This is a genomic window from Aeromonas salmonicida, from assembly GCF_028355655.1.
GTDB lineage: Bacteria > Pseudomonadota > Gammaproteobacteria > Enterobacterales > Aeromonadaceae > Aeromonas > Aeromonas salmonicida.
This window is the reverse complement of record NZ_CP110645.1, coordinates 674,454-691,933: the sequence shown is the minus strand read 5'-3', so window position 1 is coordinate 691,933 and position 17,480 is coordinate 674,454. Positions and strand designations below refer to the sequence as shown.

Here is a 17,480-nt window from a genome sequence, read left to right as displayed (position 1 = left end):
CAGGATCCTGAACAGCGGACACAAAAAAGGCTCGCCATTGGCGAGCCTTTTCACTACCTGTCGAGCTATTTGCCGACATATCGACACCAATTCGAATCGAATTAGTTGAGCTTCTCTTTGATACGAGCAGCTTTACCGGACAGGTTGCGCAGGTAGTACAGTTTGGCGCGGCGAACATCACCACGACGCTTCAGTTCTACACTGTGGATCAGCGGAGAGTGAGTCTGGAATACACGCTCAACACCTTCGCCGTTGGAGATCTTGCGAACGGTGAAAGCAGAGTGCAGACCGCGGTTACGCTTGGCAATAACGATGCCTTCGAAAGCCTGCAGACGCTCTTTGCCACCTTCTTTAACACGAACTTGAACACGTACGGTGTCGCCCTGGGCAAATGCCGGGATGTCGGTACGCAGTTGCTCTTGTTCAAGCTGCTGAATAATCTTGCTCATTGTCTTTCCTTACCTAGGATAAACTGAAAACTCTACTTAACGCTGTCACGCACTTCGCGGACATACTCGGCAAGAAGTAATTCTTGCTCGTCAGTCAGAGCTAGGTTGTTAATAAGTTCCGGCCTTCTTTGCCAGGTTCGTCCGAGCGACTGTTTGAGACGCCAGCGTCGAATCACTTCGTGATTGCCGCTTGTCAGCGCCTCGGGCACCGCCAATCCATCCAACAACTCCGGCCGAGTGTAGTGGGGATGATCCAGCAAGCCATCCGTGAAGGAGTCTTGCTCGGCACTGGCCTGATCACCCAAAACCCCAGGGACCAGACGCGAAACCGCATCGATCAGGGTCATGGCAGGCAACTCGCCACCACTTAACACGTAATCCCCGATAGACCACTCTTCGTCGACTTCGGTTTGTATCACGCGTTCATCGATACCTTCGTATCGACCGGCTACCAGAATCAGTTTCTGATTCGTCGCCAACTCGGTTACGCCCGCTTGAGTCAGCTTGCGTCCCTGAGGAGAGAGATAGATGACTTTCGCCCCGTCTCCCGCCGCTTGCTTGGCTGCATGAATCGCGTCACGCAGCGGCTGAACCATCATCAACATGCCGGGCCCACCACCATAAGGACGATCATCGACCGTACGGTGTTTGTCGTGGGTAAACTCCCGGGGGTTCCAGCACTCAATCTGCAGCAGGCCACTCTTGACGGCCCGACCCGTTACCCCGTGCTCGGTAATGGCTCGGAACATTTCCGGGAAGAGGCTAATCACCCCAATCCACATAAGAAACCTCCGGCACTCGTGTTACCGCGGGAAACTAGAAACCAGGATCCCAATCAACTTCGATTGTTCGAGCAGTCAGATCAATATGCTTGATCACCTGCTCTTCCAGGAACGGAATCAACCGCTCCTTCGCGCCAAAGGCATCTTTTACATTGGCCTCAACCACCAACACATCGTTGGAGCCGGTTTCCATCAATTCGGTCACCTTGCCCAGGTCGTATCCCTTGGTGGTCGATACCGAGCAACCAATCAGGTCACGCCAGTAAAACTCACCTTCAGGCAACGCAGGCAACAGATCAGCGGGTACGCCAATCTCGACATTGGTCAATGCCAGGGCATCTTCACGCAGATCGATACCATCGATCTTGCAAATCAGACCCTTGTTGTGACGTTTCCAGGCCGAGACCTTGAGTTCACGCCACACCCCGTTCTGATTGATCATCCAGGGGTTGTAATCGAAAATCGCTTCGGCAACATCGGTGAAGGAGTTCACTTTAAGCCAGCCCTTGATGCCATAAACGGTACCTAGAGTGCCCAGAACTACAGGTTTTTCCACCTTAACTCCTTACCGTTGGGCTGATTAAGCAGCTTTGGCAGCGTCTTTGATCAGCTTGGCAACGCGGTCAGAAACAGCGGCACCAGTAGCAACCCAATGCTCGATACGAGCCAGGTCCAGATTCAGCTTTTCAGCAGAACCAGAAGCGACCGGGTTGAAGAAACCAACGCGCTCGATGAAGCGACCGTCACGGGCGCAACGGCTGTCAGAAACTACTACCTGGTAAAACGGACGCTTTTTCGCGCCACCACGTTGTAAACGAATGGTTACCATATCGTCCTCATAAACATCTAATGAACAAGGCCTGCAAATACGCAGACCCTAGCTTAAAATAAGCCGCGTAATTCTACTTGGATTCGTAATAATTGCAACCAAGCCAGCTATTTTTTGCGCAAGGGTTGGCATGAAAAAGGCTCACCTCGGTGAGCCTTTCTGCCTGACAAGCAGGAAAATCAGAACGGACCGCGACCACCGCCACCAAATCCGGGCGGCAGCATGTTCTTCATCTGCCCCATCATCTTGCGCATGCCGCCCTTGCCGGACATCTTTTTCATCATGCGCTGCATTTCGGTGAACTGCTTGAGCAGCTTGTTCACATCCTGCACCTGCATGCCGGAGCCCGCAGCGATGCGGCGCTTGCGGGAACCCTTGATGAGATCAGGATGGGCACGCTCTCTGGGCGTCATGGAGCTGATGATGGCCTCCATCCGCACTGTGAGCTTGTCATCCATCTGATCTTTCACGTTATCCGGCAGGCCGGACATGCCCGGCAGCTTGTCGAGCATGCCCATCATGCCACCCATGTTGCGCATCTGGGCCAGCTGTTCACGGAAGTCTTCCAGATCGAAGCCCTTGCCACTCTTGACCTTGTTGGCCAGTTTGGCTGCCTTCTCCTTGTCGACCGTGCGCTCCACTTCCTCGATAAGCGACAGCACATCGCCCATGCCGAGGATGCGGGAAGCGAGGCGATCCGGATGGAATGGCTCAAGCGCGTCTGTCTTCTCACCCATACCGATGAACTTGACCGGCTTGCCGGTGATATGGCGCACGGAAAGGGCGGCACCACCACGGGCATCACCGTCGGCCTTGGTGAGGATCACGCCGGTGAGCGGCAGCGCCTCGTTGAACGCCTTGGCAGTGTTGGCGGCATCCTGACCCGTCATGGCATCCACCACGAACAGGGTCTCGACCGGCTTGATGGTGGCGTGGAGATGGATGATCTCGTCCATCATGTCGCTGTCGACGTGCAGACGGCCGGCGGTATCCACGATCACAACATCATAGAACTTCTTGCGCGCCTGATCGATGGCCGCGGTGGCGATATCGACCGGTTTCTGGCTGGCATCACTCGGGAAGAAGTCGACGCCGACATCGCTTGCTAGGGTTTCCAGCTGCTTGATCGCCGCAGGGCGATAGACGTCGGCACTGACGACCAGCACCTTCTTCTTGCTTCGCTCTTTGAGCAACTTGGCCAGTTTACCAACCGTAGTGGTCTTACCGGCACCCTGCAGACCCGCCATCAGTATGATGGCAGGCGGCTGGGCAGCCAGGTTGAGCTGTTCATTGGCCTCCCCCATCACAGAGACCAGCTCGCCGTGCACTATCTTGATGAAGGCCTGGCCCGGGCTCAGGGACTTGGCCACTTCCTGGCCCACGGCACGTTCTTTCACGCGGGCAACGAAGTCACGCACTACCGGCAGAGCGACGTCCGCCTCGAGCAGCGCCATGCGCACTTCGCGCAAGGTATCCTTGATGTTCTCTTCGGTCAGCCGGCCACGGCCACTGACATTGCGCAAGGTGCGCGAGAGTCGTTCAGTCAAATTCTCAAACATGACGCATTCCGGTTCTTGGCGTAACAAATGGGGGGATTATACCCCAGTCAGCCCTGTGAGGACGATTATTCACCGCTCGTGGCGGTCATCAGCCAGCTAACGGGCAAGCTTAACAAATGGGGGCATTATAATACCTCAGCCAGCGTGAGGTAGCGCTGGAGGACAATTATTCACCGCGCAAAGCGGTAGCCTGCTGCCTATATATGGGCAGATCGGCGGTAGCACAACTGGCGAGCATATCTTGTGCAAGGTATACTGCCACTCCTGTTCCAATCGCTTGTTCAACAACGACCTGGTTATGATCGTGATCTCTATTCTGGCCTTGGCATTCTATCTGCTCGCCATCGTCGCCTCGCTGCACCTGCTGCTCAATGCCAAACAAGTCGGGCAAGCGCCCCTGTTTGCCTGCATAGGACTGGCTCTGGTCGCCCATGGCGCGTCTGTGGCCAGCGAAGTGCTGGTGACCCATTCCGGCCAGAATCTCAGCATGCTCAACGTCGCGTCTCTGGTCAGCCTCATCATCAGTTGCTTCATGACGTGCGTCACCCGTCGCTTCAACGGCTGGATCCTGCTGCCCGTGGTCTACAGTTTTTCCGCCCTGCTGCTGGCCGCCAGTGCCCTGATACCGGGTCGCTATATCACCCATCTGGAAGCTCATCCCCAGTTGCTGCTGCATATAGGTCTCGCGCTGATGGCCTATTCGGTGCTGATGATCGCCTGCCTGTTTGCACTGCAACTCGCCTGTCTGGACCGTCAGTTGAAATCCCGCAAGATCAGCCAGCTACCGTCAATGCCTCCCTTGATGACGGTAGAGAAACGGCTGTTCCAGCTCATTTCAGCGGGCCTGTTTCTGCTGACACTTTCCATCGCCTCCGGTCTGTTCTTTCTGGAGGACATGTTCGCGCAGGGTAAATCCCACAAGGCAATCCTCTCGATCCTTGCCTGGTGCGTCTACGTATTGCTGTTATGGGGTCACCATACTCGTGGCTGGCGTGGTCGCAGGGTCATTACCCTGAGTCTTGTCGGCAGTGTCATCCTGACACTGGCCTATTTCGGCAGCCGCTTCGTCAAAGAAGTGCTGCTCAGCTGATACCCATCTTTTTTACTCATTACCTAGCCCCAACAGGAGCCCTTTTTGGACAGTATCTCAACGAGTACATTACTGATTGTCCTCGTTATCTTGATCCTTCTATCCGCCTTCTTCTCCAGCTCCGAAACTGGCCTGATGTCCATCAACCGCTACAAGCTGCGTCATCTGGCACAGACCAAACACAAAGCCGCACGCCGTGTCGAACAGCTGCTCGCCCGACCTGATCGTCTACTGGGCCTGATCCTGATCGGCAACAACCTGGTCAACATCTTCGCCTCGGCCATCGCCACCATTGTCTGTATCCGGCTGTTTGGCGATCTGGGTGTTGCCATTGCCACCTTTGGCCTGACCCTGGTCGTGCTGGTGTTTGGCGAAGTCACCCCCAAGACCCTGGCGGCCATGTTTCCTGAACGAGTGGCCTATCCAGCCTCCTGGATCCTCAAGGGATTGATGGTGCCTCTCTACCCCTTTGTCTGGCTGATCAACGGCATCACCAGCGGCCTGCTCAAGCTGCTGCGAGTCACTCCCAACAAGAATGACGCTCTCAATACCGAAGAGCTGCGCACCATAGTCAACGAGGCAGGAAGTCTCATCCCACAGCGCCACCAGGAGATGCTGCTCAGCATCCTGGACCTGGACAAGATGACGGTGGAGCACATCATGGTGCCACGCAGCGAGATCTACGCCATCGACATCAATGATGACTGGAAGAGCATACTGCGCCAGCTGGCCCACGGTGCCCACACCAAAATACTGCTCTATCGCGACAACATCGATGACGTGGTGGGCTTTCTGCACGCCCGCGATGCGCTGCGGCTGATGGCCAGGGATCAGTTCAACAAGTCGAGCCTGTTGCGGGAAGTGGACGAGATCTACTTCATCCCGGAAGGGACGCCGCTCAATGTGCAACTGGCCAAGTTCCAGCGCAACAAGGAGCGGATCGGCCTCATTGTGGATGAGTACGGTGACATTCAGGGGCTGATCACCCTGGACGACATCCTGGAAGAGATAGTGGGTGATTTCACCACCACTATTACTCCCACCCCCAGCGACGAGATCCATCCTCAGCCGGACGGTTCTTTCCTGGTGGAAGGCTCAGCCAGCATCCGCGAGCTGAACAAGGAGATGAACTGGCAACTACCCATCGACGGGCCGAGAACCCTCAATGGCGCAATTCTGGAATATCTGGAGGAGATCCCCCAGCCCAACATCAGCCTGCGGCTGGCTGGCTATCCCATCGAGATCATGGAAGTAGAGAACAACATGGTGAAGATGGCGCGGATCATGCCGGATTTATACCGCAACGTATCGGGTTTCGAAGATTGAAAAAAGGCTGCCGATGGCAGCCTTTTTTATCTCACTCATTCTCGTCGTCGGGCTCTGGTTCCAGCACCAGGGTCGGGATCAGTTCACCGAACACCTTCTGCAGCTCGTCGCGATTGGCCAGCAGGTCTTGCAGCGTGTAGCTGTCCATCACCGCCAGGAAGGCGTTCATCGCCTCCTTCAGGGCACTTTTCAGCAGACAGACAGAGACGATATGGCAAACGGGCGAGTTGCAGTCGATGCCGTCCAGGTTGCCCTCCAGCGCACGGATCACCTGGCCAATATTGACTGTCTCTGGCGCGCAAGCCATGCGGATCCCGCCATTCTTGCCCCGCTGTGACTGCAGATAACCCAGCTTCACCAGCTGATTCACCACCTTCACCATGTGGTTGCGAGAGACGTCATACAAGGCGGAAACCTTGGCCACGCTCGACAATTCCCCCTGTGGCAAGGTCGCCAGATAGAGCAGGGCTCTCAATCCAAAATCGGTATAGCTAGTTAGTCTCATAGGGCCTGTGTCGCATCACGCGGAAAATTGATTATTGATCCAGATCAAATAAACATCTAGGATGCAGCTTATTAAGTGACATTTTAAATGTTTAATTAAAAAGGACCCCTTATGTTAGATCAAGCCACCATCACCGTCATCAAAAGCACCATACCTTTGCTCGAATCGGCGGGCCCTGCACTCACCCAGCACTTCTATCAGCGCATGTTCAGTCACAACCCCGAGCTGAAGGATATTTTCAACCTGGCTCACCAGCGCAGCGGCGGCCAACCGCTGGCCCTGTTCAACGCAGTGGCGGCTTATGCCAAGAACATCGACAACCTGGGGGCCCTGGCAGGTGCAGTAGAACGTATCGCCCACAAACACACGGGCTTCATGATCCAGCCGGAACAATATCACATTGTAGGTAGTCATCTCTTGGCCACGCTCAAAGAATTGGGCGGAAGTGCAGTCACCGACGAAGTGCTGGATGCCTGGGGCAAGGCTTATGGCGTACTAGCCAGTATTTTCATCGGCCGGGAGAGCGAGATCTATCAGGAGAAGGCGAGCGAGATCGGTGGCTGGCAAGGCCCCCGCCCCTTCATCATCAAAGAGAAGCGGGTCGAGAGCGAGCTCATCACTTCCTTCATGCTGGCGCCGATCGATGGCAAACCCGTGCTGCATTTCAAGCCGGGCCAGTACCTCAGCATCCAGCTCAACCACCCGGAACTGGAATATCAGGAGATCCGTCAGTACTCCCTCTCCGATGCACCCAATGGTCGCGATTACCGTATCAGCGTCAAGCGCGAGCCGCAGGGTCAGGTTTCCAACCTGCTGCATGACCATCTGCAAGTCGGTGACAAGGTGGATCTGATGCCGCCAACCGGTGATTTCTTCCTGCAAGCCAGCGCCAGCACCCCAGTGGTGCTGCTCTCCGCCGGCGTGGGCCTCACCCCCATGCTGAGCATGCTCAACCAAATGCTGAGCACGGGCCATGATGCCGATGTCTGCTGGCTGCACGCTTGTGAACGGGGTTCGCTGCATGCCTTCAAGGAGGATATCCAGCGCAAACGCCAACAGCATCAGAAGCTGCAGAGCCGGGTCTGGTATCGGGAGCCAAGTGATCAGGATCAGCAAGGGAAGGACTATGACTTCAGCGGCACCATGGACTTGAGTCAGGTATCCGGGTTGCTGGTACCGCAGGCCCACTACTACTTCTGCGGCCCGCTCGGCTTCATGCAGGGTATCAAGACACAACTCAGCGCGGCGGGTATCCCGACCGAACAGTTGCACTACGAAGTTTTTGGCCCCCACCAGGATCTTTAATCGGGGTTGCACCATATAAAGCATTGAGGACCCGGCCTGTCATGGCACGGCGGCCGGATCCGGACCCACAGGTGAAAACCTGTGGGTCATTTTTATTTAACGCATCGCCTTGGCACGGGCAATGGCGTTGGCAGGCATGCGGTTGCCCAGTCGATTCAGCAGGCTGGTCGCCTTCTGATGCAAGGCCTTGTCACCAATGACAGTGCTGTGCAGCCAGTGATACGCCTCTTCATAATCCAGCGGGCTGCCCAGCCCCTGCAGCAACATCTCGACCCACTCGACCTGTGCCCGTTGAAACCCCAGACTGGCTGCTTCACGCATCAGGGTTTCGGCCTTGAGCAGATCTTTTTGCACCAGGGTGCCCTTCCAGTAATAACGGCCAAGCTGTTCCAGCGCAGGTGCCAACCCCTGATTGGCTGCCTCCCACATGAATTTGACCCCGAGCTCCGCATTGGGCTTGATGCACACTCCCCAAGCCAGCATGTCTCCCCACAGGAACTGATAGGCAGGCACCTTCATTACCTCGGCCCGCACCTCGATATCCTGGGTGAGCTGGCATCTGTCCTGTTTTACCTGCTGTAAATGACGCCCCTGTTCAATCCAGTTGAGCAGCTCGTCCTGACGATAGAGGGGCACAGCCTGCAGGTTGCCGCTGTCATCTACACCGCTCGTCGGCGTGCTGGTCATGGGTTGACTGGTTGGAGAAAGTCCGCCATCCGACGCTGTGGCAGACGCAGCTGATGAGGCAGTCGCAGCTGGCTGCGCCATTGAAGGAGCGACTGGCAGTGGTGCTGCTGGCCCGGCTGCAGACACCTCAGGCTGATATGACGCGACCGGTCCGGCGGCGGAAACCGCAGGCTGAGATACCGCCACCGGCTCGGCAGCGGAAGCCGCAGGCGGGGATGCGATCGCTGACTCTGCCACGGAAACTGCACTGCTTGCCGTAGGTGCGGCGGCGGATACCTGTGGCTCCGCGCCCTGTGCCTGGGTCGTCAGCAAACAAGCAAGGCCAAAAAGGGTAAGGGGTTTCATCATAAGGTTCTCCTGCTGCTCTCTGTTATCGGCAGCCAGGCCCATCCCCTTAGCCCGTCACCGTCAGCCCCCTGCAGCAATGACAAAGGGGAGCCGAAGCTCCCCTTGTTGTCAGCCATGCGGCTTACTTGACGAACTCGACACCCAGCTGGATATCGGCTTTCAGAGTGGCCAGCATGCCCTCCATCGCCTCTTGCTCGAAGGCACTCAGCTTGCCGTAGTCCAGTACGGTTTCGACGCCATTCTTGCCCAGCAAGATGGGCTGTGCGAAGAAGGTAGCATGCTTGCCATCCCCTTCCACATAAGCACACTCGATGACGTTGGCTTCGCCCTGCAGACCCTTGATGAGCGACAGGCCAAAACGGCAGGCAGCCTGACCCATGGAAAGGGTGGCAGAACCGCCACCGGCCTTGGCTTCCACCACTTCGGTGCCGGCGTTCTGGATACGCTTGGTCATGGCTGCCACTTCTTCTGCAGAGAAGGAAGCCCCTTCGATCTGGGACAGCAGCGGCAGTATGGTCACGCCACTGTGGCCACCGATCACGTTGACACGCACCTTGTCGACATTCAGACCCTTGGCGTCGGCCACGAAGGTCTCGGCGCGGATCACATCCAGGGTGGTGACGCCAAACAGGCGACGCTTGTCGTAGACACCGGCTTTTTTCAGCACTTCAGCCGCGATGGCGACCGTGGTGTTGACCGGGTTGGTGATGATGCCGATCAGCGCTTTCGGGCAGGAGGCGGCACATTTTTCGACCAGATTCTTGACGATACCGGCGTTGATATTGAACAGATCGGAACGATCCATGCCGGGCTTGCGCGCCACACCGGCGGAGATCAGCACCACATCGGCGCCGACCAGAGCCGGGCTCGGATCTTCACCGCAGAAACCTTTTACTTTCACGTCAGTCGGGATATGGCTCAGATCGACCGCCACACCCGGAGTGACCGGGGCTATGTCATACAGGCTCAGTTCGGAACCAGCAGGAAGGCGGTTTTTCAACAGCAGAGCGAGGGCTTGGCCGATGCCACCGGCGGCACCCAGAACGGCAACTTTCATGATCAACTCCATGTTTAAGCGTAGGTTTAAGGTTGTTTCTTGTTGTGGGCCCAACCTTAATGGATCCCCCCATAAAAAACAATCTGATAACAGTTGCAATCACGGGTTCTGTGAGCCATTAAACAGGCGGCGCATAAAAATGGGGGGAAATGCAAAAAATCAGAGGAGAAGCACAGATTTCCCGCATTTATACCTACCACAAAGAGGTAGATCTACCGAGTTCAGGCCTGGAATGCCAAGGCTCGCCGTTCACACCAGCGAAACCCAATTGTTAACAATCCGTTCATGGTCAGGTAAAGCGCACCGGCCACAGTAAACACAGCCAGGGTGTCATAGGTCTGGGCGTTGAGGCGCTGGGCCAGGCCCATCACATCCATGATGGTGATGGTGCTGGCGAGCGAACTCCCCTTGAGCACCAGGATCACCTCGTTGGAATAGGCGGGCACCAGTCGCCGCGCAGCATGGCGCACCTTCATCCACAGGGTCTGTCCAGCCGAAAAGCCGAGCGCGCGGCACGCCTCCACCTCACCGGACGGAATGGCATCGAGCGCCCCCTTGAACAAGCGGGTTGAATAGGCCGCGGTGTTGAAACCAAGGGCCAGCACGGCGCAGAACCAGGGCTGCTTGAGCAGAGGCCAGAGCGGCCCGGATTTGAGCCACTCAAACTGTCCCGGCCCGTAGTAGATGAGGAAGATCTGGATCAGCAGCGGCGTGCCGGTGAAGATCAGTACCCACAGCTGTACCAGCTGGGTCGCCACCGGAATGCGCTGCTCCAGCACCCATGTCATGGCAGCCGCCATCAGTACGCCGAGCAGCAGACTGAGAGCAGTTAATTGCAAGGTGATCGCCAGACCACCAAGCAGAGTCATGAAATAGTCCTGCATGGTCAACCTCCGTAGCGGCGGGTATAGCGGGCAGCCTGCTTAAGGCCGAATTCACTCACCAGGCTGATGGCAAGATAGATGAGGGCCGCGGCGGCATACCAGGTAAAGGGTTCATAGGTGCTGGCCGAGGCCATCTGGGCCTGACGCATCATCTCGTTCACCCCTATGAGGGAGACCAGCGCCGTATCCTTGAGCAACACCAGCCACTGATTGCCGAGGCCCGGCAGGGCATGACGCCAGGCTTGGGGCAACACGATGCGAAAGAAGATGTGCCCCTTGCCAAGACCGAGCGCCAGTGCCGCCAACCGCTGTCCGGCGGGCACCGCATTGAGCGCCGCCCGCAGAGTCTGGGTGGCATAGCTGGCAAACAGCAGAGAGAGTGCGAGCACGCCACAGGCGAACGGGCTGAACTCCACATACTCGCCGGTGATGAGAAACAGCACCTGGGTCGAGCCGAAGTAGATGAACAGCACCACCAACAGCTCGGGCAAGCCACGGATCAAGGTGGTCAGTGTAGCCACAGGCCACACCAACCAAGGCTGTTTACTCAGCTCGGCGGCGCTCAATCCCAGCGCCAATACCATGCCACCGACCAGTGATGCCAAGGCCAGCCCGAGGGTCATCCAGGCTGCATCCAACAACAGGCTCAACATGGCTTACTGCGCGAAGTATTTGTCGAAGATTTTCTGATAGGTGCCGTTGGCCTTGATCTCGGCCAGCCCCTTGTTCAGCTGGGTAAGCAGCTCCAGGTTGCCCTTGGCCACTGCGATGCCAAAGCCGGTACCGAAGTACTTGGCATCGGTCACAGGCGCACCGATCACGACGTACTCCTTGTGCTGCTTGAGCCAGTCGGCAGCGACGGCAGTATCGGCAAACACACCATCGGTACGGCCATTCATCATGTCGAGGAAGGCACTCTGGTAGCTGGCATAGGGCACTGTCAGCAAGCCTTTGCTGATCCAGTTATCCACCAGATAGGACTGATGGGAGGAACCATTCTGCACGCCGACCGTCTTGTCGACCAAGTCTTCCGGCCCCTTGAAGGTCCCTTTCTTGGCCACGAACACGGCTGAGTTCTCGTAATAGATGTCGGAGAAGTCGACCTGGGCTGCCCGCTCCGGGGTCACATCCATGGCGGCGATGGCAGCGTCATAACGACGGAACTTGAGGCTGGGGATCAGGCTGTCGAAGGCCTGGTTGTGGAAGCTGCACTCCAGCTTGACCTGGGTACAGATGGCACGGGCCAGGTCGATGTCAAAGCCCTGAAACTCGTTTTTGTCGTCCAGGTATTCGAACGGTGCATAAGTCGCCTCCGTGGCGAACTTGATCTCTTTGGCCAGCACTGAGGTACTCAGCAAACCCATGGCAGCAACCAGCAACAGACTCTTTTTCATGACAGCTTCCTTATCGATTTGAATATCAATGCATCAAGAATTCGGCAAACCGGCTGGTTTGCGGGGATTGGAAAATGGCGGCGGTACCGGACTCGATGATCCGCCCCTTTTCCAGATAAATCACCTGACTGGCCACCTTGCGGGCAAACTCCACCTCGTGGGTCACCACCACCTGGGTAATACCTGTCTGGCCCAGATTGCGGATGATCTCGGCCACCTCTTTGGTGATCTCGGGATCGAGTGCAGCCGTCGGCTCGTCAAACAGCAGCACTTGCGGATCCATCATCAGGGTACGGGCAATGGCCACCCGTTGCTGTTGGCCACCCGAGAGGCGGGCAGGCCAGGCATCACGCTTGTCGGCCAGTTGCAACTGGGTCAACAGGTAGGCGCCCTTCTCGATAGCCACGGCCTTGCTCATGCCGAGCAACTTGACGGGTGCCTCTATGAGGTTCTCCATCACGGTCAGATGTGGCCAGAGATTGTACTGCTGGAACACCATGCCCACCTTGCGACGCAGTGCCTGCGCCTGACGGTTGAATTCGGCAGCAGACAGGCCGGACGGGAAAGAAAATTCACTTTCACCGATGCGTAATACGCCGGCATCCGGCGTGTCCAGCAAGTTCATCATGCGTAGCAGCGAGCTCTTGCCAGCACCGCTCGGGCCCAGCAGCACCAAGGTTTCACCGGGCTCAGTCCGAAAGCTGACATCTTGCAGCACCGGCACCTTGTGCCAGGATTTTGCGATACCGATTAGTTCAATACCCATACAGCCCAATTGAATAAGTTTTCAAAATTTCGTCCCGATTTTAGCCCCAACATGGGGGGATGCAAGCTAATTTTGAATCAATATGCAGAACAACCGCCGCTTCCTTGCAAAAATAGGCACATGAATGCAAAATGGGCACGCTGTTCATATCTGCCGCCTGAGCGTGACAGGCAGCCACACCTCCTCATTCGTGAGTCCAAGATGAAACACAACGACAAGCAAGAAAAACTGGCCAAGGCCTTTAAAGCCTTGCTGAAAGAAGAACGATTTGGCTCCCAGGCAGAGATAGTGACTGCCCTGCAAGAGATGGGCTTCGAAAACATCAACCAGTCCAAGGTATCGCGCATGTTGAGCCGCTTCGGCGCCGTTCGCACCCGCAATGCCAAGATGGAGATGGTTTACTGCCTGCCGGTGGAACTGGGTGTACCCACCACTTCCAGCCCGCTCAAGAACCTGGTACTCGACGTCGACCACAACGGCGCTCTGGTCGTGATCCACACCAGCCCGGGTGCAGCCCAGCTGATCGCCCGCCTGCTCGACTCACTCGGCAAGGCAGAAGGGATCCTCGGCACCATCGCCGGTGATGACACCATCTTCATCACTCCGACCAGCGACACCGATATCGAAGAGCTCTATCTCTCCGCCCTCGAGCTGTTCGAACAGACCCCTTAATGTCAGCCAATGCGCACCGCCAGAACGCAAAATCCCGGCCAAGGCCGGGATTTTTGTTTTCTGCGCACCGGTGAATGCTGACTTATTGACCATTTGCCACCAGAAAATCTTCCGAGGGGGCAAAGAAGGCCGCACCAGTCACTGCCGTGGTGAAGCGCAGCAGGTGATCAAAATGGCCGCCCTCCCCCTTGTACATGCTGGCCATCATGGCATTGAAGTGCAACGGCGTGCGGCAGCAGGAGATGAAATAGAGTCCCTGCTCCGTCATGGTTCCCCAGGGCATGCTCTGACGCAGTATCTCCATGGATTCGCCCTTAGACGTCTTGAGGTTGACCCGCTTGATATGGGAGGTCAGCGGCTTGTCGGCCGACTCGTATTCGATGTTGTCTCGCTTGGTGCGGCCAATGATATCTTCCTGCTCCTTCAGGGCGAGCTTCTCCCAGTCGCTCATGGCATGTACCCAGCGCTGCACATGGACATAGGAGCCACCGGCAAACTCGCCACCCTCAAGCAAGGCCACTTCGGCGCGGTGTTCATCTTGCGGGTTCTCGGTGCCGTCGACGAAGCCGGTCAGGTCCCGGCAATCCAGATTGCGGAAACCACGCACCTCTTCCACCAGCGCAACCAATCCGGCCAGCAGCGCCATCACCCTTTGACCGGCGTGATGCAAAACATCGACCCGATCGGCACGCAATTGCACGAAGAGGTCGAACGGCGTATTTGGCGCCTGCTGACCGTTGGCTGATTGCGTCATAAAGCCGCGAAACTGGGGCGGACGGGCCACAGGGTAGAGGTCATCCCAGGCATCGGCGCCGACGGCGACCAGGCCAGTGAAACCGGCATCGGGGAAATCGGCGGCAACCGCTTCCCACAGGGCAGGCAAGCTGGCCAGACGGGCAACCAGTGCGGTCGCCTCTCCTGTGCGATTGAACATCAGATAGAGGGCGTGCAGATTCGGCTCTGCGCAGATCCCGGCTTGGGCTTTCATTTGTCTCTCCCCTGTATAGGCATTAGCGTGGCGCGATTATAAACCAGAGTGAATTCAATTCATTGATTTCATAACGATATCAAGTTGTTCACTGCACTGGTTCAAACAACACCAACCCATGGGGAGCGACCTTGACCCGAGCGCGATCCCCGCCGAGTGGCTCACCTATGCTCGCCTCCAGTCGCTGACCGCCACACTCGAACAACACCCGACAGTGATGACCGAGAAACTGCTGCTCCAGCACAGTCAGTTCGCCGTCCACGACGGCCTCCAGCAACAGTTGCTGGGGTCTGAGCATCAGTTGCAGCAGCTCGCCCAGGTTGCGACCATGAGGCTCGCTGCCACAGATAACCCCGAGCGCCGTCTGCACACAGTGACTGTCCACCACCTCGGCGGCCAGATAGTTCACCCCGCCCAAAAACTCGGCAACGAAGCGGTTCTGCGGGCGGCGATAAAGCTGCTCCGGCTGTCCTACCTGCTCGATATGACCAGCCCGAAACAGAGCCAGCCGGTCGGCGAAGGCAAACGCCTCCTCCTTGCTGTGGCTGACGAAGATGGCGCCGATCCCCTGCTGCTTGAGCAGGGTGCGGATCTCGAGGATCAGCTTCATCCGCACCTGGGTATCTATGTTCGAGAAGGGCTCATCCAGCAGCATCAACTTCGGCTTGCACACCAGAGCGCGAGCGATGGCAACCCTTTGCTGCTGCCCGCCAGAGAGTTGATGGGGATAGCGATCTCCCAGCCCCTGCAGCTTGACCAGCGTCAGCGCCTCCTCCACCTGCTGCTGACGGGCGGAGTGGTCAAGGCGAGTCAGCCCGAAACCGACATTGTCGGCCACCGTCAGATGGGGGAAGAGGGCGTAATCCTGGAAGATCATGCCAATGTTGCGCGCCTCGGGTGGCACGCTGACACCCGGCCCATCCAGCAGGGTAGCACCGAGGCGGATCTCCCCTTCGGCCAGCGGCAACAGGCCTGCAATGGCCTTGAGCAGCGTGGTTTTACCGCAGCCACTGGCCCCCAGCAGACAGACAATCTCGTTGTCGGCCACCGACAGAGACAGCTGTTCCAGCACATTGCGACCGTTATAACGGCAACTGACGTTCTCAACCTGCAAGCAAGACACGGCTGACTTCCTCATATTCTTTTGATTCAGGCCGACCTGCGCCGGACAACAATTCAGGGAGTGATTTGCAGACTCAGTGCCCCTGGCTATCCAGGCTGCGGTTGACCCAGATGAGCGGCAACAGCCCTACCAGCACGATAACGATGGCCCCCAGAGCGCCGCGCTCCAGCATCTCGTCCGAGACAAATTGATAGACGTGGGTCGCCAGGGTATCGAAGTTGAACGGCCGCAGCAGCAGGGCGGCGGGCAGCTCCTTCATGGATTCGATGAATACCAGCATGGCACCGGCAAACAGCCCCCGTCGCACCAGCGGCAGATGAACCCGCCGCAGCATACCGCCATCTCCCTGTCCCAGGGAACGGGCCGCCATATCAAGGCTGGGGGAGATCTTGCCCATGCTGCTCTCCACCGAACCGATGGCAATGGCCACGAAGCGCACCAGATAGCCGAATACGATGGCAGTGAGGGTACCGGTCAGCAGCAAGCCAGGCCCCTGCCCCCCAAGCCACTCGGCCAGATCATTGATACCAAAATCGAGGGCTGTCAGCGGCACCAGCACGCCGATGGCGAGCACGGTACCCGGCATGGCGTATCCCATGGCGGCGATACGCAGGGGCAGCAGGCTCTTGACGCCACCATCAAGGCGGCGGAAGAAACCGAGCAGCAGGGCGATGGCCATGGCCAACAGGGCTGTCAGCGCCGAGATGAGCAGACTGTTGCCGGCGAAGCGGAGAAACTCCGGCGTCCAGGAGAGTTCGAAATAGCGCACGCCGTAATCGAGCAGGATGACAAATGGCAGGCCGAAACCCGCCAGCACCAGTCCCCAGCACCAGAGTCCGGCCAGCCAACGGCTGACTCCCTTGAGTGGATAACGCAGCGGCTGCTCATGACCCATGGATTTCTGAAACACCTGCTGACGCTGACGGGAGCGGCGCTCCAGCGCGATGAGCAGTACCACGGCCAGCAGCATCATGCAGGAGAGCTTGGCAGCGGTGGCCAGACTGCCGTAGCCGAGCCAGGTATCATAAACCGCCGTGGTCAGGGTGTTGATGGCGAAGAAGTGGACAGTGGCAAAGTCGGCCAGGGTCTCCATCGCCACCAGGGAAACCGCCACCATGATGGCGGGGCGTGCCAACGGCAGACTGAGGCGGCGAAAGCTCTGCCAAGGGTTGCAACCGAGCAGACGGCTGGAGTGAATGAGGCTGACCGACTGCTCCAAGAACGAGGCGCGGGCCAGCAGATAGACGTAGGGAAAGAGCACCAGCGCCAATACCCAGGCGGCGCCCCCCAGGGATCGAATGGCCGGGAACCAGTAATCCGCCGGTCTGCTCCACTCAAACAGGGTGCGCAGCCCCGCCTGCAGCGGCCCCGAGTAGTCAAGAAGGTCGGTGTAGACGTAGGCAACGATGTAGGAGGGCATGGCCATGGGCAGCATCAGCGCCCACTGCAGGGCACGGCGCCCCGGTACCTGACACATGGCTACCAGCCAGGCGGTAGGTACGCCGAACAACAGGCTGAGCAGCACTACGCCCGCCACCAGTCCCAGCGTATTGGCCAGATAATCGAACAGCACAGTATCGGCGAGGTGGCGAAACAGGTCTCCGTCTGCCGAGAAGGCTGAGAAGATCAGGGCGAGTACCGGCAAACCCAGCAGCAGGGCGGTGGCCCAGCTGCTGACAATCCATCCACAATTTTTCATGAGACCACAGAAGTGGA

Annotated in this window: 19 protein-coding genes; 4 read left to right on the top strand and 15 right to left on the bottom strand. The window is 57.6% G+C overall.

What is annotated here, in order from left to right:
* Positions 1-101: 101 nt before the first annotated feature.
* The 5 genes from rplS to ffh form a co-directional block, all read right to left on the bottom strand.
* Positions 102-449 (bottom strand): 50S ribosomal protein L19, encoded by a 348-nt coding sequence (gene rplS / locus ONZ54_RS03385; protein ID WP_005313505.1) that lies wholly within the window; start codon positions 447-449, stop codon positions 102-104.
* A gap of 32 nt (positions 450-481) precedes the next feature.
* Entirely contained in the window at positions 482-1,231 is a 750-nt protein-coding gene (trmD, locus tag ONZ54_RS03380; RefSeq protein ID WP_271787468.1) for a tRNA (guanosine(37)-N1)-methyltransferase TrmD, read from the bottom strand.
* A gap of 34 nt (positions 1,232-1,265) precedes the next feature.
* Positions 1,266-1,787, bottom strand: coding sequence for a ribosome maturation factor RimM (gene rimM / locus ONZ54_RS03375; RefSeq protein ID WP_005313510.1), 522 nt, complete (start codon positions 1,785-1,787; stop codon positions 1,266-1,268).
* Positions 1,788-1,811: 24 nt separating this feature from the next.
* Positions 1,812-2,060 carry a 30S ribosomal protein S16 gene (gene rpsP, locus ONZ54_RS03370; RefSeq protein WP_021141082.1) on the bottom strand — a complete coding sequence of 83 codons (249 nt, stop codon included), beginning with the start codon at positions 2,058-2,060 and terminating at the stop codon, positions 1,812-1,814.
* A gap of 179 nt (positions 2,061-2,239) precedes the next feature.
* Complete coding sequence (gene ffh / locus ONZ54_RS03365) at positions 2,240-3,619, bottom strand: signal recognition particle protein (protein WP_271787467.1); 1,380 nt, start codon at positions 3,617-3,619, stop codon at positions 2,240-2,242.
* Positions 3,620-3,917: 298 nt separating this feature from the next.
* On the opposite strand from ffh, the gene ONZ54_RS03360 reads away from it, so the two are divergent.
* The gene (locus ONZ54_RS03360; protein WP_011898346.1) at positions 3,918-4,709 is read left to right on the top strand and encodes a cytochrome C assembly family protein; all 792 of its coding nucleotides are present in this window, start codon (positions 3,918-3,920) and stop codon (positions 4,707-4,709) included.
* Between the two features lie 45 nt (positions 4,710-4,754).
* Positions 4,755-6,035 (top strand): HlyC/CorC family transporter, encoded by a 1,281-nt coding sequence (locus tag ONZ54_RS03355; protein WP_017411603.1) that lies wholly within the window; start codon positions 4,755-4,757, stop codon positions 6,033-6,035.
* A 31-nt stretch (positions 6,036-6,066) separates the two neighbouring features.
* Here ONZ54_RS03355 and ONZ54_RS03350 read toward each other — a convergent pair whose 3' ends face one another.
* Positions 6,067-6,540 carry an Rrf2 family transcriptional regulator gene (locus tag ONZ54_RS03350; RefSeq protein WP_034523613.1) on the bottom strand — a complete coding sequence of 158 codons (474 nt, stop codon included), beginning with the start codon at positions 6,538-6,540 and terminating at the stop codon, positions 6,067-6,069.
* A gap of 111 nt (positions 6,541-6,651) precedes the next feature.
* Here ONZ54_RS03350 and hmpA point away from each other — a divergent pair, with 111 nt between their 5' ends.
* A complete protein-coding gene (hmpA, locus tag ONZ54_RS03345) occupies positions 6,652-7,845 on the top strand; it encodes an NO-inducible flavohemoprotein (RefSeq protein WP_271787466.1) in 1,194 nt (397 codons plus the stop codon).
* A 96-nt stretch (positions 7,846-7,941) separates the two neighbouring features.
* Here hmpA and ONZ54_RS03340 read toward each other — a convergent pair whose 3' ends face one another.
* The 6 genes from ONZ54_RS03340 to ONZ54_RS03315 all read right to left on the bottom strand — a co-directional run bounded on the left by ONZ54_RS03340 (position 7,942) and on the right by ONZ54_RS03315 (position 12,981).
* Positions 7,942-8,532 carry a tetratricopeptide repeat protein gene (locus tag ONZ54_RS03340; protein WP_005313532.1) on the bottom strand — a complete coding sequence of 197 codons (591 nt, stop codon included), beginning with the start codon at positions 8,530-8,532 and terminating at the stop codon, positions 7,942-7,944.
* 469 nt (positions 8,533-9,001) lie between these two features.
* Positions 9,002-9,937, bottom strand: a complete 936-nt coding sequence (gene mdh, locus ONZ54_RS03335; protein WP_017411604.1) for a malate dehydrogenase — start codon at positions 9,935-9,937, stop codon at positions 9,002-9,004.
* Positions 9,938-10,158: 221 nt separating this feature from the next.
* A complete protein-coding gene (gene artM, locus ONZ54_RS03330; RefSeq protein ID WP_005313537.1) occupies positions 10,159-10,821 on the bottom strand; it encodes an arginine ABC transporter permease ArtM in 663 nt (220 codons plus the stop codon).
* A gap of 2 nt (positions 10,822-10,823) precedes the next feature.
* A complete protein-coding gene (gene artQ, locus ONZ54_RS03325) occupies positions 10,824-11,474 on the bottom strand; it encodes an arginine ABC transporter permease ArtQ (protein WP_017411605.1) in 651 nt (216 codons plus the stop codon).
* A gap of 3 nt (positions 11,475-11,477) precedes the next feature.
* Positions 11,478-12,215, bottom strand: coding sequence for a transporter substrate-binding domain-containing protein (locus tag ONZ54_RS03320; RefSeq protein WP_005313547.1), 738 nt, complete (start codon positions 12,213-12,215; stop codon positions 11,478-11,480).
* Positions 12,216-12,240: 25 nt separating this feature from the next.
* On the bottom strand, positions 12,241-12,981 hold the full coding sequence (locus ONZ54_RS03315) for an ATP-binding cassette domain-containing protein (protein ID WP_271787465.1): 741 nt from the start codon (positions 12,979-12,981) through the stop codon (positions 12,241-12,243).
* Positions 12,982-13,182: 201 nt separating this feature from the next.
* Between ONZ54_RS03315 and argR the strand changes: the two genes are divergently transcribed.
* The gene (gene argR, locus ONZ54_RS03310) at positions 13,183-13,653 is read left to right on the top strand and encodes a transcriptional regulator ArgR (RefSeq protein WP_005308670.1); all 471 of its coding nucleotides are present in this window, start codon (positions 13,183-13,185) and stop codon (positions 13,651-13,653) included.
* An 82-nt stretch (positions 13,654-13,735) separates the two neighbouring features.
* On the opposite strand, the gene ONZ54_RS03305 is transcribed toward argR, so the two are convergent.
* From ONZ54_RS03305 to ONZ54_RS03295, 3 genes are all read right to left on the bottom strand, one after another.
* Complete coding sequence (locus ONZ54_RS03305; RefSeq protein WP_265467211.1) at positions 13,736-14,641, bottom strand: Dyp-type peroxidase; 906 nt, start codon at positions 14,639-14,641, stop codon at positions 13,736-13,738.
* Between the two features lie 88 nt (positions 14,642-14,729).
* Positions 14,730-15,764, bottom strand: coding sequence for an ABC transporter ATP-binding protein (locus ONZ54_RS03300; protein ID WP_270686761.1), 1,035 nt, complete (start codon positions 15,762-15,764; stop codon positions 14,730-14,732).
* A 73-nt stretch (positions 15,765-15,837) separates the two neighbouring features.
* The gene (locus tag ONZ54_RS03295) at positions 15,838-17,463 is read right to left on the bottom strand and encodes an ABC transporter permease (RefSeq protein ID WP_271787464.1); all 1,626 of its coding nucleotides are present in this window, start codon (positions 17,461-17,463) and stop codon (positions 15,838-15,840) included.
* Between the last annotated feature and the right edge of the window lie 17 nt (positions 17,464-17,480).

What these genes read in the sequence shown, in the direction of transcription:
- rplS (WP_005313505.1), bottom strand. Translation starts at nt 449, where the DNA reads ATGAGCAAGATTATTCAGCAGCTTGAACAAGAGCAACTGCGTACCGAC.
- trmD (WP_271787468.1), bottom strand. Translation starts at nt 1,231, where the DNA reads ATGTGGATTGGGGTGATTAGCCTCTTCCCGGAAATGTTCCGAGCCATT.
- rpsP (WP_021141082.1), bottom strand. Translation starts at nt 2,060, where the DNA reads ATGGTAACCATTCGTTTACAACGTGGTGGCGCGAAAAAGCGTCCGTTT.
- ffh (WP_271787467.1), bottom strand. Translation starts at nt 3,619, where the DNA reads ATGTTTGAGAATTTGACTGAACGACTCTCGCGCACCTTGCGCAATGTC.
- ONZ54_RS03360 (WP_011898346.1), top strand. Translation starts at nt 3,918, where the DNA reads ATGATCGTGATCTCTATTCTGGCCTTGGCATTCTATCTGCTCGCCATC.
- ONZ54_RS03350 (WP_034523613.1), bottom strand. Translation starts at nt 6,540, where the DNA reads ATGAGACTAACTAGCTATACCGATTTTGGATTGAGAGCCCTGCTCTAT.
- hmpA (WP_271787466.1), top strand. Translation starts at nt 6,652, where the DNA reads ATGTTAGATCAAGCCACCATCACCGTCATCAAAAGCACCATACCTTTG.
- ONZ54_RS03340 (WP_005313532.1), bottom strand. Translation starts at nt 8,532, where the DNA reads ATGACCAGCACGCCGACGAGCGGTGTAGATGACAGCGGCAACCTGCAG.
- mdh (WP_017411604.1), bottom strand. Translation starts at nt 9,937, where the DNA reads ATGAAAGTTGCCGTTCTGGGTGCCGCCGGTGGCATCGGCCAAGCCCTC.
- artM (WP_005313537.1), bottom strand. Translation starts at nt 10,821, where the DNA reads ATGCAGGACTATTTCATGACTCTGCTTGGTGGTCTGGCGATCACCTTG.
- artQ (WP_017411605.1), bottom strand. Translation starts at nt 11,474, where the DNA reads ATGTTGAGCCTGTTGTTGGATGCAGCCTGGATGACCCTCGGGCTGGCC.
- ONZ54_RS03320 (WP_005313547.1), bottom strand. Translation starts at nt 12,215, where the DNA reads ATGAAAAAGAGTCTGTTGCTGGTTGCTGCCATGGGTTTGCTGAGTACC.
- ONZ54_RS03315 (WP_271787465.1), bottom strand. Translation starts at nt 12,981, where the DNA reads ATGGGTATTGAACTAATCGGTATCGCAAAATCCTGGCACAAGGTGCCG.
- argR (WP_005308670.1), top strand. Translation starts at nt 13,183, where the DNA reads ATGAAACACAACGACAAGCAAGAAAAACTGGCCAAGGCCTTTAAAGCC.
- ONZ54_RS03305 (WP_265467211.1), bottom strand. Translation starts at nt 14,641, where the DNA reads ATGAAAGCCCAAGCCGGGATCTGCGCAGAGCCGAATCTGCACGCCCTC.
- ONZ54_RS03295 (WP_271787464.1), bottom strand. Translation starts at nt 17,463, where the DNA reads ATGAAAAATTGTGGATGGATTGTCAGCAGCTGGGCCACCGCCCTGCTG.